This window comes from Pseudomonas sp. XS1P51, assembly GCF_054897845.1.
Map to the genome: position 1 here is coordinate 902,272 of NZ_CM142707.1, position 14,558 is coordinate 916,829.

11 protein-coding genes are annotated in these 14,558 nt (G+C 56.2%); 6 read left to right on the forward strand and 5 right to left on the reverse strand.

The features are described 5' to 3' along the window. Nucleotides 1-68: 68 nt before the first annotated feature. On the reverse strand, nucleotides 69-602 hold the full coding sequence (locus ACYZUD_RS04245; protein ID WP_462022756.1) for a hypothetical protein: 534 nt from the start codon (nucleotides 600-602) through the stop codon (nucleotides 69-71). A 122-nt stretch (nucleotides 603-724) separates the two neighbouring features. Beyond that, entirely contained in the window at nucleotides 725-1,060 is a 336-nt protein-coding gene (locus ACYZUD_RS04250) for a hypothetical protein (protein ID WP_462022757.1), read from the reverse strand. Nucleotides 1,061-1,204: 144 nt separating this feature from the next. On the opposite strand from ACYZUD_RS04250, the gene ACYZUD_RS04255 reads away from it, so the two are divergent. From ACYZUD_RS04255 to ACYZUD_RS04265, 3 genes are all read left to right on the forward strand, one after another. After that, entirely contained in the window at nucleotides 1,205-1,402 is a 198-nt protein-coding gene (locus tag ACYZUD_RS04255) for a DUF6124 family protein (protein WP_462025180.1), read from the forward strand. A gap of 195 nt (nucleotides 1,403-1,597) precedes the next feature. After that, complete coding sequence (locus tag ACYZUD_RS04260; RefSeq protein WP_462025181.1) at nucleotides 1,598-2,503, forward strand: hypothetical protein; 906 nt, start codon at nucleotides 1,598-1,600, stop codon at nucleotides 2,501-2,503. Nucleotides 2,504-2,647: 144 nt separating this feature from the next. Then, nucleotides 2,648-3,775 carry a GGDEF domain-containing protein gene (locus ACYZUD_RS04265; protein WP_462022758.1) on the forward strand — a complete coding sequence of 376 codons (1,128 nt, stop codon included), beginning with the start codon at nucleotides 2,648-2,650 and terminating at the stop codon, nucleotides 3,773-3,775. 69 nt (nucleotides 3,776-3,844) lie between these two features. On the opposite strand, the gene ACYZUD_RS04270 is transcribed toward ACYZUD_RS04265, so the two are convergent. Continuing rightward, nucleotides 3,845-4,849 carry an AraC family transcriptional regulator gene (locus tag ACYZUD_RS04270; RefSeq protein WP_462022759.1) on the reverse strand — a complete coding sequence of 335 codons (1,005 nt, stop codon included), beginning with the start codon at nucleotides 4,847-4,849 and terminating at the stop codon, nucleotides 3,845-3,847. 249 nt (nucleotides 4,850-5,098) lie between these two features. On the opposite strand from ACYZUD_RS04270, the gene ACYZUD_RS04275 reads away from it, so the two are divergent. The 3 genes from ACYZUD_RS04275 (at nucleotide 5,099) to ACYZUD_RS04285 (ending at nucleotide 10,558) form a co-directional block, all read left to right on the forward strand. Further along, the gene (locus ACYZUD_RS04275) at nucleotides 5,099-5,848 is read left to right on the forward strand and encodes an EAL domain-containing protein (protein ID WP_462022760.1); all 750 of its coding nucleotides are present in this window, start codon (nucleotides 5,099-5,101) and stop codon (nucleotides 5,846-5,848) included. Between the two features lie 107 nt (nucleotides 5,849-5,955). Then, nucleotides 5,956-7,983, forward strand: a complete 2,028-nt coding sequence (locus ACYZUD_RS04280; protein WP_462022761.1) for a DNA/RNA non-specific endonuclease — start codon at nucleotides 5,956-5,958, stop codon at nucleotides 7,981-7,983. A 673-nt stretch (nucleotides 7,984-8,656) separates the two neighbouring features. Further along, nucleotides 8,657-10,558 (forward strand): potassium transporter Kup, encoded by a 1,902-nt coding sequence (locus tag ACYZUD_RS04285; RefSeq protein WP_462022762.1) that lies wholly within the window; start codon nucleotides 8,657-8,659, stop codon nucleotides 10,556-10,558. A gap of 283 nt (nucleotides 10,559-10,841) precedes the next feature. Here ACYZUD_RS04285 and katG read toward each other — a convergent pair whose 3' ends face one another. Continuing rightward, entirely contained in the window at nucleotides 10,842-13,097 is a 2,256-nt protein-coding gene (gene katG / locus ACYZUD_RS04290) for a catalase/peroxidase HPI (RefSeq protein WP_462022763.1), read from the reverse strand. Nucleotides 13,098-13,527: 430 nt separating this feature from the next. Further along, the gene (locus tag ACYZUD_RS04295; RefSeq protein WP_462022764.1) at nucleotides 13,528-14,541 is read right to left on the reverse strand and encodes a proline racemase family protein; all 1,014 of its coding nucleotides are present in this window, start codon (nucleotides 14,539-14,541) and stop codon (nucleotides 13,528-13,530) included. Between the last annotated feature and the right edge of the window lie 17 nt (nucleotides 14,542-14,558).

Genomic DNA, 14,558 nt, shown 5'->3' on the forward strand with positions numbered 1-14,558 from the left:
ACGGACGCGCCTTGGTGGTGAGGGAGTTTGTTTCCGTTTGGCTGCCGAAAGATAAATACATCCATTGTTTATTTTTTGAAAGTAAAGATGCGTCTCAGAAAGAGAGCTGTTCTAGTGCCTTTATTATTAAGTTCTTTTGCCGCAAGACGCTTTCCAAGTCGGAACGTCTTTGCGTGGGACCAGTGTATTTTTGACCAGTGTACCGAAACAATCCATCGTGGTGGATCAAATCGTTTGCCTTCTATTTGCTTGTAGGTACATTTTGCCCCTAGCTCGGTGAACATTTTTATTCTTGCTTCTCGTAGTTTTACTGGGTCATCACCTTCTTTTTGTCTATATAAATCAAATTTCAATGTTTGCACTTTAGGGTGGTTTTTGGAAATGTGCTTTGCAAAAGTAAGTATGGCAAGCCTGCCTAGGTTCTTACCTAAGTATTGACGTTTTACTGCGAAGTGATTGTAGGAAAGCATTTTTTCAGTAGTGTCATTATTTTGGCTTTCAATGTCTGCAATTGCTATATTTTTATAATTTATTTGTGCGTAGTGGCCGTACTGGTATGGGCCGTTTTCTGGATCTATTACTTTTAATTTCGATAAAAACATTGCTACTTCCAAGGTTTTGTTTTTCTGAAAATTGGCGGTGAGGAAATATGAATTAGGTTTGTAACGGGGTAAACGGCTTCTACAATAAATCCGTTTTCCGTTGTTCTTGAATATGTGGTGGCCTAGTATATTAGTCCATGAGACATGGGTATTGTAAGAAAAATCATGCATATGATGGCTGAAAAGACAAGTGATAAGCTGACAGCGATTGCCTTATTTAAGTTCGGTGCGGCTTTTATTTTTTCGTAAAAATAAAGCACGCAAAGCGCTAGTAAGAGAATGCTGAGCGCAACTAACCCTGCGCCAACTGTGTGAGCAAACGTCGGATTTTCAAGTTTTGTTGCCGGAATTTTCAGTACTGTGTAACCAGCATAAAAAATTGCAGCAGAGATCCCCACGTTTCGAAGGCTGTCAAATGTTTCTTTGATTGTATTGGAGTTTAAAGACGGGATATTCATTTATTTAAGTGTCTCTGTGTAAAAGGTGGAAAGTGGAAGAAAAACGTCCAAAAAAGTCCCCCCCCTTTATTTGTGTGGCGGGATTTTTAAATGGCCTGTTCATTTTTCGCGTTACATTTTTTGGTAGGCTACTATTTAGCCATTATGCTGTCCACTGCGGATACTGAAACCCTTCTGGCTCATGCCTGCGAAACCCTTGCCTCAGCCAGTGTCATGGCCAGCGAGTTGGCCTTCATCCTCAGCGGTCCAAAATGCAATCTGGCATTAGGGATTCAGCAAATGATTTCCCTGGCAGAGTTGTCGGTGAATCGAGTGCTGGACCAGGTAGATCCGCAGGAGTAGGCGAGGGCGTTTCTTCAGCGTGATGTGCGATAAAAAGCCAGGCAACACGCCACAGGTTCGTTCGTCTTGAGACTCTCTTAAGTGGACAGCATTGCAATAAATGGCCTGATCCGTGTTTTTCCACCCGAACTGCCACTTTCGCTGCCACCGTCGTGCATCTACTGTCGAAGGCGCCGCTTCAGGAAGCTTCAGGTCATGTACAGCCCACTCCTCATCCCAAGCACCGTTCGCGAATTCCACGACCGCATCTACGCCGGCGAGATCATTCACCTCACTGACTTGCTGCCCATGACGGCACTGGTCGAGCACACCCGTGCATTTCTCGAAGACGCGCTACACCCCTGGCAACCACAACACATCCATCGCTACTTGAGCCACGACGAACAGACCGCGTGTTTCGCAAAGTGTCAGAACGATTTCGCGGGCTCGGCCGAGATCCAGCGTCTATGGCAGGACGTCATCGAAAGTCTTGGATTCGATCCGGATGCTCTGGCGTGCGATCGCCTGCATCTGCGTTTCCAACCCCATCGCGAACCCGAACAACACCAGCCGCGAGCCCGCACCACAGCCACCATCGCTTTCCACCGCGATACCTGGGGGTCGAATGTCTATGCGCAAACCAACTGGTGGGCGCCGGTTTATCCCGTCACGACGGGGCGTACCTTCGCGTTGTATCCGAACCTATGGCAGCGACCGCTGCTCAATTCGAGTGCAGACTTCGACATGCGCGAGGTTCTGCAGCGATCGCATCGGGACGGGCGCAATGCCGTGGATGCCGATGAGGCGATTCCGCATCTGATGGAAGCGATTGCGCCGGAGGAGGGGATTGCCGTTGATATCACGCCGGGGAGCCTTATCGCTTTTTCCGGGGCTCATGCCCATGCCGGAGTTGGCAATCGCACCGGGTTGACCCGCATCTCTTTCGAAACCCGATCAGTTTTGATCGCCGATGTGATGGCCGGGTTGGGAGCGCCCAATGTTGACGGTCACGCACCATGGAAGACCCTCGGGCTGTTTCGCCGAATGAGCGATGCGCAACGCCTGAACCTGATCCTGAACTGCGGATTCATTGAGCCGTATCTGCGGCCGGCAACTCTTTAGGGAAATATCCAAGGGTATCTTTTCAGCAAGCCGCTGCCGTGTGCCGAACGGGACACGTTTTTGCATGAACAAGGAGTCTGCGAGCGCCTGTGAGCAATGTGCCACAATAGCGTTTCGTTGCAGCTCAATGATCAGGCGGATTAAATGGATGGCCCTGGATTGCGGTACGAGCAGGATTGTTTTATTGCAAGGCAGGTGCGCACGGACCGATTGCACCAGCTGTTTCGCCAATCAGTTTCAGCGGTTTTTGGCAGTTTCCTGGCCGCGCTCATGTTGTGCTGGCTGTGCTGGGACCGTTTTGATCACACCGTCATTGCTGGGTGGTTGGCCATACTGACGGGGTCGTCGTTGTTGCGCCTCTCGATGTTTATCGCCTATTTCCGCAGTCCGCACAGTCAGCGCACCCCTCGACGCTGGGAGCGCAAGTACTGGAGCTCGCTCGTGCTATCCGCCAGTATCTGGGGTGGCGGCGCTTTGGCGGTCATGCCGGCCGATGATCTGTTGGCCCAGGCGCTGGTCATGCTCTTTACCGTAGGGATGTCTGTCAGCGCGGTGTCCTGCTACTCGGCCTATCGATACATGACGATCGTGTCCATTTCTCTGGTTTTGTTGCCCTGTACCTTGTGGCTGTTGTTCCAGCCGTCAGCCATGCAATTCGGTATTGGGCTGGCTGTTTTAGTGTTTGCGTCTTTTGTGTTCAGCGCTACACGCAACTTGTCCGATGCATTGGAAACAGCCTTTCGGTTAACCCGTGAAATGGAGCTGGCGCACAGTGTTTCGACCCGTGCCGCGCAGACCGATGAACTTACGGGCCTGAAGAATCGCAGGGCTTTTTTCGAGCATGCCCAGCAGCTGTATGGCTACTGTAAAGACAACCGGTTGCCGCTGTGTGCCGTGATGTTGGATATGGATCACTTCAAACATATCAATGACACCTACGGTCATCAGGTCGGGGATCAGGTTCTGCGTCAAATGGGTGCGGTCATCAGCACGTCCTTTCGCGAAACGGACGTCTACGGCAGGCTGGGGGGTGAGGAGTTCGCTGTTTTGCTCCCGGACACGCCCATAGAGGTTGCCCTGAATATTGCCGAGGAACTCATCCAGTCTATCGCCGGACTGATGACCGGGCCTGTTCACCGCATAACGGCCAGCATCGGTGTTGCGTCCATGGATACCGACGACAAAGACCTGCACAGTTTGATGAACAACGCCGATAAAGCGTTGTATCGAGCCAAGGCGCGCGGGCGTAATCAAGTCGCGGTTTCCGAGTAAGCCGGCGGACGGTTCCGATATCGCCGCACACGGCCTTATGGCTTCCAGATGCCATGAGACAAGCCCGTCTCAGGACTCTTCGCGATAGCGTCCCGGCGTCATGCCAAACCAGCGGATGCAGGCTTTGTGAAAGCTGCTCTGATCGCGAAACCCCAACAACGCGCCGATGTACTTCACGCTGCGCACCGAGTTGCGCAGGAAGTTGTGCGCGAGCATCAGCCGCGCTTCATCCTGCAGCGCCGAGAAGTGCATGTCTTCATTACTCAGGCGCCGTTGCAAGCTACGCGCGCTGACCCCGACTGCCTGGGCGATTCTGTTCAGGTCGCTGGGCACGCCTTGGGCGAGGCGCTCGGACAGCACCCGTCGAACCCGCTCGGTCATCGAACCATTGAGTAGCAGGTTCAAGCGTGTGCGAGCGTACTCGACATGCAGGACATCCAGTGCCGGGTCGGCGGAGGGCAATGCGATCGAGCAATCATCGATGCTGAAGGTCAGGCTGTTGTACGACGCGCCGAACAACAGGTTACTGCCCAGCAATCGTTCCAGCCGAGTGGTGTCGGCGGGTTCGGGGTAGGTGAAGGTCGCTGCCAGGGGTTGGGGTTTATGCTTGGGCAGCAGCCAGTGGACCAGCCCCAGGGTTTGCGCCACACCGGCATCGATGAAGGCGCGGGGTGTCAGCGACGGCTGGACGCTGATGTCGAAGCCGATCAGTTTCATTGCCCGCGGTTCGTGCTCCAGGCACATGCAGATGCCATTGCAGATCAGTGAGTGATAGTCCACCAGACGTTGCAGCGCGGTACCCAGGTTGGCGCAGGACATCACCGCGTAACCCAGCACCTCCAGATTGGCCGGGTGCGCGCGGGTATAGGCCAGCAGGCCGATGTCCGCATTGCCGGTGCGCTTGACCGCTTCTGCCATCACCTTATAGACCAGCTCCAGCCTGACACCGTTGGGGGTTGCAAAGACCTCCTCGCTGCTGCTGTCGAACGCTTTGAGCAAGGCTTCTACGTTTGCACCGCCGTCGGTCAAGACATCGGCAAGCACCCGAAAACTGGCGCTGGTCATTCTGTGCATGGTTCTTCCCGGGGTGATGGCTAATTGATGTCGCGCAAGCCGGCGCATGATCGCAATAAACAAATGGCCGCAGTCGATTAACAGGCCCGACGCGTTTCCAAGGACAAGCGAAAGGTATCCGGGAACACTTCCTGACGGCTGGGGGAGGGTCGATTATGGCCGGCAGTCAACGCTGCAGTTGCAGGGGCGCCCGCTTGGCGTAGCCACACTCAACCGGCGGCAGGACGCCGCCTTGTCTACGGATGTGACATGCACAGAGTCAGAAATTTTTATAACGAGTTGGCGCAAGGCAAATTGGTGTTGGCGTTTCAGCCGGTGGTCTGGTTGCCCGACAGCACCCGGGTGCTGTACCAGGAAGGGTTGTTGCGGCATATCGATGCACGGGGAGAAGGGGTCTATCCCTTTGCAATGCTGGAAAAACATCAATTGATGCGTGAGCTCGACCGCTGCGTGGTGCACAGCGTGATTGAAAGCCTGCTGCAAAACGAACACCTGCGACTGGGCTGCAACATCTCCGCGCAAAGCGCCATCGTCGACCACTACTGGCAGCCGATAATCATGCTATTGCGCGACGCCCCCTCGGTGGCCGCGCGACTGGTGATTGAAGTCACCGAAAGCGCCACACCACCCAGCACTTCAGCAGCGATCGAATTCGTTCTGTGCCTTCGTGAACTGGGTTGTCGGGTGGCTATCGACGACTTTGGCGCGGGCCTGGGCACCCTGGAATTCATTCGTCAGACCCGGCCGGATATCGTCAAGATCGATCAGGGTTACATCCAGCGCGCACGCCTGGAGACCAACAACGCGCAGACCCTCGGCCACCTGGTGCAGCTGTGCAAGACCCTGGCGCCGTGCGTGATCGTCGAAGGGATCGAATCCGAAGCCGACCGCGCCCTCGCTACCGCCTGTGGCAGCGAGTGGGGGCAGGGTTATCTGTTCGGCCGTCCGCAGGTGGATGCGCTGGGTGCGCAGTGCCTGGTGCAACCGATGTTGTCATAGGGAAGCGCCACTGCATCCCGATGATTCATTGCGTTTTTGCCCCGGCAGTATCTGAATCGAGCGTCTATTCTAGGGATCAGTTTCTGACCGACACAGGAGGTTGGTGGATGAAAGTCACTCTTGCAGACCTTGAGAAGGCCGTTGAACGCTTCAAAGCGTTCGTTAATGCACAAACCGAGGCCCCGGCTCCTGTCATTGCCGCCGAGCGTCTGAAGCTTGGCTTGCGCAACGCCAATCTCTTCACGTCGACGACAGATCGCCTCAGTGTTCTCGCCAATGTACTGAAGGCGAACCTGCCCAAGCTTGAGCCTGACGCAGCTCTCCCGCCTGAAGTGCCCGAGCTGCTGGACATCGCCGCTGCCAGCAACGAGGCGGCCTTTGGTGACAATGATCTGCGCCCCATTCGCTACCTTCATGTCGCACTTCTGGCCGCCCGGGCTGTCGGGAAAATCACGGTTCGCGGGTATGTCGATACGGAGGGGGACGCGACGGGATTTCTGGTCGCGCCCGGCTTGCTGTTGACCAATTACCACGTGCTGCCGACAAAGGAATTTGCAGACACCTCCTTCGTAGCCTTTGACATGGAGGACGGCCTCGATGGCAAGCCCAAGAGCCCGAAGCTGTTCGACCTCCTGCCATCAGAACTTTATATCGCGGACAAGGAGCTGGATTACTGCTTCGTTGCTGTCAGCGCGACTACCGGGCAAGGTGAGGAGCTGTCGCAATATGGCTTTCTTCGGATGTTCGAGCAGACAGGAAAACTCGATCCGAATCGCAGACAGGCTGCCAATATCATTCAGCACCCTCTTGGCCAGGGAAAGAAGATCGTCCTTCGCGACAACTATTTCATGGAAGCCCCGAAAGACCGGCTGGACCCTACGGGAGCGCTGAACTCGCTGTTCTATGGTTCAGACACGCTGAAGGGCTCATCCGGGGCGCCAGTGTGCACTGATGAATGGTTCGTTGTGGCCTTGCATCGAGGCGGCGTTCCACTGATAAAACTGGTGGATGGCAAGTCCCGCGTCATGCGCCTGGACGACACGCCGGCCCGCGATGGCGATGCCAAAAGCAGCATTGCCTATGTGACCAATGAAGGTACGCGCGTGAGCCGCATCTATGCCTCCCTGAGGCAGAAAGCAGCGCTCGGTGATGAAATGTCCGCGCCTGCGCAAGCGGCTCTGGATCGCATACTGGCTGTATCCCGGGACCCCAAGCTTGGACCGCTGGACAGGTCTATCGCCGCGCTGATAACACCCGGACCACTGGCGCCAGGCTGGGAAGACATAGAGGAGAAACTTGTTCGCCGTGAGCCTGCACTGTTCCACGGGGCGACAGGCTATCAGCCAGGTTTTCTCGGCGACGGGTTTGAGGTGGCTCTGCCAGAGCTCTCTCACGAGGTCGTCAAGGAGGTGGCAAAACTGCGCGAGCTGGACGAGTACGTGTTGAAGTACCTGAATTATTCGGTGGTCATGCACGCGAGAAGGCGCACGGCGATCTACGCCGCGGGCAATGTGAATGGCGCGCTTCTATGGAAAAAGGTCATGCAAGGCGCGATGCCCAGACGACCTGGCTGGACCCTCGATCCCAGACTGGACGATCAGTACCAGCCTGACGATTTGATATTCAGCAATTCCATGCAGCGGGGACATCTGTTCAAGCGTGAAGATGCGGTGCAAGGGGCTGACGAAGCCGCGCTGGATCTTGCCGACCAGCACTCGTTCGTCATCACCAACGCAACCCCGATGATTGCCAATTTCAACAACGTCGAATGGGGAGACCTCGAAGACGTTATCACCCGGCACCTTGAAGAGGGCAATCGTGTGAGTTATTTCGCCGGGCCGATTTTCGATGTGGAGGACAAGTACTTCAACGAATTGAAAGCAGCCGTACCGGCGCCAAACCGGCGCAAGGGGATGCGTGTACCTTCCAGGTTCTGGAAGATCGTAGCGTGGGTTGAGGATGGACATCTTCACGCTGCGGGCTTTGTGCTCGACCAGTCGGACGAGATACGAAAACACGGGCCCATCACCGAGGAAATCTCCTTTGGCGCTTATACGCAGACAGCCATCGAGGAGATTGAAACCCGCACTGGCCTCTTCTTCGGTCAACTGCGAGAAGCCGACACCTATAGGTGACCAGTGGCCGCAGTGAGCCCGCTAACACTCTGCAGTTACGTCGATATCAGGCGGGGATAAACAATGTCGTCGGCGCATCAGTGGTGGCGTTTTTTAGTTGTTGAATATTGTCTATGATCGAGACCCACGCTTTTTAGTGTTGTGGTTGTATTTACACTTTTCTATTTTTTGTTTTCTCTTCGATAGCCTTCTGCGGGAAGCCTCCGCTGCTTGTTTTTAGTGGGGTGGTTAGTGCTCAAGTACTCGAAAATGAATGAAGCGAATCCGAATAGCCCGATTATTGAAATGATCATGATTCCCAAGTCCGAGCTGCTCATACTTATCTCCCGCCTAAAGTTGGACTGAAGGATAAGTTGTCTTCTGCGAAACTCAAGGTTCACTACGATCTCTTTACGTTCTTTTGATTAACAATACGAAAATATACGGCTGTCTATTGTCGGAGTGTCGTTTGCATAAAAGTTTTAGAGTGGTGTGGCTCAGATTTTCAGTTTAAAACGCTGACGCTACATACGCAGCGAGCCCCCTCCCGCCAGACCTGGCCTGATGTGTAGCTGTTCGAACGGATCAGGAAATCTGCCGTAAAATTTTTACGCTTTCTTTACGGTAGGTGTTTCTGTCCCCAACGATACTGGCCGCGATTTTTTGATCGTCCATGCGTTGAGAGAAGCGACCCTTGAGTGAAACAGCGATCGGTACACATGAAGCCTCCCCATCCAAAACGTCAGGAGTGGGCTTGCTCGTCGCTGCTGTCGGCGTGGTTTACGGGGACATCGGCACCAGCCCCCTCTACACGCTGAAAGAAGTATTTTCCGGCCACTACGGAGTCCAGGTGAACCACGACGGAGTACTGGGCATTCTGTCGTTGATTTTCTGGTCACTGATCTGGGTCGTCTCGATCAAGTACGTGCTGTTCATCCTGCGTGCCAATAACCAGGGTGAAGGCGGCATTATGGCGTTGACGGCGTTGGCCCGCCGCGCGGCAGCACCTTATCCGCACATGAGCAAGGTACTGGTTCTGCTCGGCCTGTTCGGTGCGGCACTTTTTTACGGGGACAGCATGATCACCCCGGCTATTTCGGTGCTCTCGGCGGTTGAAGGATTGCAACTGGCGTTTGACGGAATAGAGCACTGGGTTGTGCCCTTGTCAGTGATCGTGCTGGTGGCGCTGTTCCTGATACAGAAACATGGCACGGCTCGAATCGGCATCCTGTTTGGCCCGGTCATGGTGCTGTGGTTTGTGGTGTTGGGTGCGCTCGGGATCTACGGTATTTTTCAGCGCCCCGAAGTGCTGCAAGCGCTCAACCCCGCGTGGGCCGCGCAGTTCTTCGTGGCTCATCCAGGAATTGGGGTGACAATTTTGGGCGCTGTCGTGTTGGCTCTGACCGGTGCTGAAGCGCTGTATGCCGACATGGGCCACTTTGGTCGCAAACCGATTTCTCGTGCTTGGTTCATTTTGGTGTTGCCGGGGCTGGTACTCAATTATTTTGGCCAGGGCGCCTTGATCCTGGAGAACCCCGAGGCCGTGCGCAACCCGTTCTATTTGCTCGCGCCTGGCTGGGCACTGCTGCCGATGGTCGCGCTCTCCACCCTGGCCACCATCATCGCTTCTCAAGCCGTGATCTCTGGCGCTTTCTCCCTGACGCGCCAGGCCATCCAGTTAGGGTACGTCCCTCGCATGTTTATCCAGCACACCTCCAGCCAGGAACAGGGGCAAATTTACATCGGCACGGTCAACTGGGCGTTGATGGTTGGTGTCGTGCTGCTTGTTATCGGCTTTGAGTCGTCCAGTGCGTTGGCCGCTGCCTATGGGGTCGCCGTGACGGGCACCATGCTGATTACCACGCTCTTGTCTTCGGCTGTCGTGCTGCTCCTTTGGAAAACGCCGCGCTGGCTGGCCATCCCGATGCTGCTCGGTTTTCTGCTGGTAGACAGTCTGTATTTCGCGGCCAACGCGCCGAAGATTTTTCAGGGCGGTGCCTTCCCGGTTATCGCCGGCATTGGTCTGTTCATTTTGATGACGACCTGGAAGCGGGGCAGGAAGATCATTGTTGAGCGGCTGGATGAAACCGCGCTTCCACTGCCACTGTTCATCGCCAGCATCCGTACGCAGCCTCCCCATCGCGTGCAGGGCACGGCGGTTTTTCTGACGGCCAGGGCAGATGCTGTTCCGCATGCGCTACTGCACAATCTGCTGCATAACCAAGTGTTGCATGAACAAGTTGTGCTGCTCACCGTGGTGTCCGAAGACAGTCCTCGCGTGAGTGCTGACAGGCGGTTTGAGGTTGAAACCTATGGTGAAGGGTTCTTCCGAGTCAGTCTGCACTTTGGTTTTATCGAGGAACCTGATGTGCCCCAAGCGTTGAGTCTCTGTCACTTGAATGAGCTGGACTTCAGCCCGATGCGCACGACCTATTTCCTCAGCCGGGAGACGGTGATCCCAACCAAGCGCATGGGTATGGCGCGCTGGCGTGAGAGTTTGTTCGCGTTTCTACTGAAAAACGCCAACAGCAACCTGAAGTATTTCAACTTGCCACTGAACAGGGTGATTGAGCTGGGGACTCAGGTGGAGATGTAGGGATCTGATCCGTATTTTCCTTCGCCATCTGCATCTGTAATGCACACAGCCTTCGCCTCACAATGACAGCACGGTCGGCAGTTCCATAAACAACTGCACCGCCAACTCATTATTTCGGAGGCCCCATGGCTAAGATGGCAATTTTCCTGGGTGGATTTCTGGTGTTGACCATTTTGATTGGTGTTCTTGCCACGATCTCGCCCGTTTAGCCACTTCCAGCGATCAGCAAAAAGCACAACGCCTCCACAGGGAGGCGTTGCGGGTTTCAGCAGTATCGCCTGCGTTACTTGAGATCGAAACGATCCAGGTTCATCACCTTGGTCCAGGCCGCTACGAAGTCTTTAACGAACTTCTCCTTCGAGTCGCTGCTTGCATAGAATTCGGCCAATGCCCGCAACTGCGAATTTGAGCCAAAAACCAGGTCGACACGCGTACCGGTCCACTTCACTTCACCGGTTTTGCGATCCCTTCCTTCAAACTCTTCATTAGCCTCCGATACAGGTTTCCATTCCACACCCATGTCCAGCAGGTTCTTGAAGAAGTCGTTGGTCAACGCTTCCGGCTGCTTCGTGAACACGCCGTGTCTGGTCTGTCCGATGTTGGTGTTCAGCACGCGCAGGCCGCCAATCAGCGCCGTCATTTCTGGTGCCGTGAGTGTCAGCTGTTGCGCCTTGTCGATCAGCAGTTGCTCGGCGGGGACGCGGTAGCGGGTCTTGAGGTAGTTACGGAAGCCATCGGCGATAGGTTCGAGGAACCCGAAAGATTCAACGTCCGTCTGCTCCTGACTCGCATCCATCCGCCCCGGTGTGAAAGGCACCGTGACGGTGTGACCGGCATTTTTCGCCGCCTGCTCGACGCCGGCACTACCGGCCAACACGATCAGGTCTGCCAGGGAGATTTTCTTGCCGCTGTTGTTGAACTCGCTCTGAATGCCTTCGAGTTTAGCCAGCACGTTCGCCAATTGATCAGGCTGGTTGGCTTGCCAGAATTTCTGCGGGGCCAGACGCAGGCGGCCGCCGTTGGCACCGCCGCGTTTGTCGGAGCCGCGGAAGGTGGAAGCCGCCGCCCAGGCAGTAGACACAAGCTGCGAGACGGTCAGGCCCGAAGCGAGGATTTTGCTCTTGAGTGCGGCGACGTCGCTGTCGTTGACCAGAGGATGGTCGACCGCTGGAATCGGGTCTTGCCACAGCAGTTCTTCGCTCGGCATTTCAGGGCCGAGGTAGCGCGAGAGTGGCCCCATGTCGCGGTGGATCAGCTTGAACCAGGCGCGGGCGAAGGCGTCGGCCAACTGATCCGGATTTTCAAGGAAACGCCGCGAAATCGGCTCGTAGATCGGGTCGAATCGCAGCGACAGATCGGTGGTCAGCATGGTCGGATTACGACGTTTGGACGGGTCGTGAGCGTCGGGAATGATGCCGGCACCGGCGCCGTTTTTCGCGATCCACTGGTGCGCACCGGCCGGGCTTTTGCTCAGTTCCCACTCGAAGCCGAACAGGTTTTCCAGGTAGTTGTTGCTCCACTTGGTGGGCGTGGTGGTCCAGGTCACTTCCAGGCCGCTGGTGATCGTGTCGCCGCCCTTACCGGTGCCGAAGGTGCTCTTCCAGCCCAGGCCCTGCTGTTCGAGGCCCGCCGCTTCGGGCTCGGCCCCGACGTTGTCGGCAGGCCCTGCGCCGTGGGTCTTGCCGAAGGCGTGGCCGCCGGCGATCAGTGCCACGGTTTCCTCGTCATTCATTGCCATGCGCGCGAAGGTTTCGCGGATGTCCTTGGCCGCAGCGACCGGGTCCGGGTTGCCTTCCGGGCCTTCCGGGTTCACATAGATCAAACCCATTTGTACTGCGGCAAGCGGATTTTCCAGATTGCGCCCCTGGTCGGTACGGCTCTCCTCATTTTCCCCTGGCTCAGCCACCAGTGGACCTTCGCCGGGCTCTTGCATGGGTTTGTTTTCTTTGCCGTAGCGCGTGTCGCCACCCAGCCATTTGTTTTCCGAGCCCCAGTAAACGTCTTCGTCCGGTTCCCAGACGTCCTTGCGACCACCGGAAAAACCAAAGGTCTTGAAGCCCATGGACTCCAGCGCGACGTTGCCGGTCAGGACGATCAGGTCGGCCCAGGAAATCTTGCGGCCATATTTTTGCTTGATCGGCCAGAGCAGCCGACGCGCCTTGTCGAGGCTGACGTTATCCGGCCAGCTGTTGAGCGGCGCGAAGCGCTGTTGACCGGAGCCTGCACCGCCACGGCCGTCACCGGTGCGATAGGTACCGGCGGCGTGCCAGGACATGCGAATGAACAGCGGCCCGTAATGACCGAAATCTGCCGGCCACCAGTCTTGCGAATCGGTCATCAGCGCATTCAAGTCTCTCTTGAGTGCTTGAAAGTCCAGGGTTTTGAATTCTTCGGCATAGTTGAAGCCCTCGTCCAAGGGATCAGTCAGGGACGAGTGCTGGTGCAGGATCTTCAGATTCAGTTGGTTCGGCCACCAATCGCGGTTCGTCGTGCCACCGCCAGCGGCGTGATTGAACGGGCATTTCGATTCATTTGCCATGTGTGAGCTACCTTTGGTCGTGTTCATCCGGCTATCCGGCCCGGGATGGGCGTTGAATAGCAACGAGTGGAATCAATGACATAGGCTGCAGGGCCAGCAGTTTGATCAACTGATTGTTTTGACCACACGGGAATTCTGAACAGCGGCAATCGAGTTGCCTGCGCGGTGGCCCACGGAAGGCCTAGTCAAGCTTCGGACTCATTCCTGTCTCCTTATCAGCACTAAACCGGCCAGCTTATGACGCCAGCGCTGGATTAAGGTTAGACCCCAGTAGGGGAGTCAGCTAATAGGAGGAGTATTGGAGCCTGATAGGCAGAATCTTTTACTCGTGCGCTCGGGATTGGCGCAGAACAAAACGCCCGATGCGCTGCAGCGGGCGTTTGGGTACAGCCAATAAGATTTTAGTCGAGGATCAGCCGTTCAGTGTCGATCAGTTGACCACGAAGCCTGCCCCAACCGGGTCATTACGCTCAATCACCCAGCGTGACGTTCCCAGGATGCTGGCCGTGCCCTTGACGGTCGGGCGCACCGCACGTGTGCCGTTCAGGTCCACTTCACCCAGCAGGCAGCCTTCGAAGGTGCCGCTGCCCAGCAGGCCTTCGGACAGAATGGGTTGATTCAGGCCCAGTTTCCCGCGTGCCTCGAACATCGCCATCATCGCGCTGGTGCCCGTGCCGCCAGGGGAGCGATCGAGCTGGCCGGCGCTGAAGACGTGAACGTTCTTGTAGAACGCGCCTTCGATGGTCGCTGGGTGCCAGAACGTGATGAAGTTGAGGTCGTTGATGTGCGCCTCGGTGGGGTGCTGGATTTTCAGCTGTTTCTGGATCTGGTCGCGGGCCAGCAGGCCGAGGCGCGACAGCTCGCTGCCGTTTTCCGGGCTGATACGCAGGTCGCAATTGGTCAGGTCGACGATGCCGAAGTAGTTGCCGCCCCAGACCAGGTCGGCTTTCAGGTCGCCGTAGCCGGGCAGATGAACCGGAATATCCTGCGCGGCAACGTAGGCCGGCACGTTTTCAAAGCGGGTCCAGAGTACGTTTTCACCTTCCGAGGCGACCTCGGCCACGACGAGCCCGGCGGTGGTTTCGAAGCGGATTTTGGTGATGCCATCGGCGCCGCGTGGCACCAGGCCCAGGGCGACCATCGCCATGCTCACGGCGATGGTGCCGTGACCGCACATGTGCGAGTACACGCTGCCGTCCATGTAGATCAGGCCGGCATCGAACTCACTGCTTGAAGGCGGGGTGAGAAACACGCCAAACATGTCCTTGTGCCCGCGAGGTTCCTGCATCAGCGCCTTGCGCAGCCAGTCATAGTTCTGCTCCAGAAAGGCACGCTTGGCCAGAATGCTGGAACCGGCGGGGTAGGGAATACCGCTGTGCACGATGCACAGTGGTTCACCTTCGGTGTGGGTATAGATGACATCGAACGTGTCTTGCATGCGCATGACTGAACTCCTGGCTT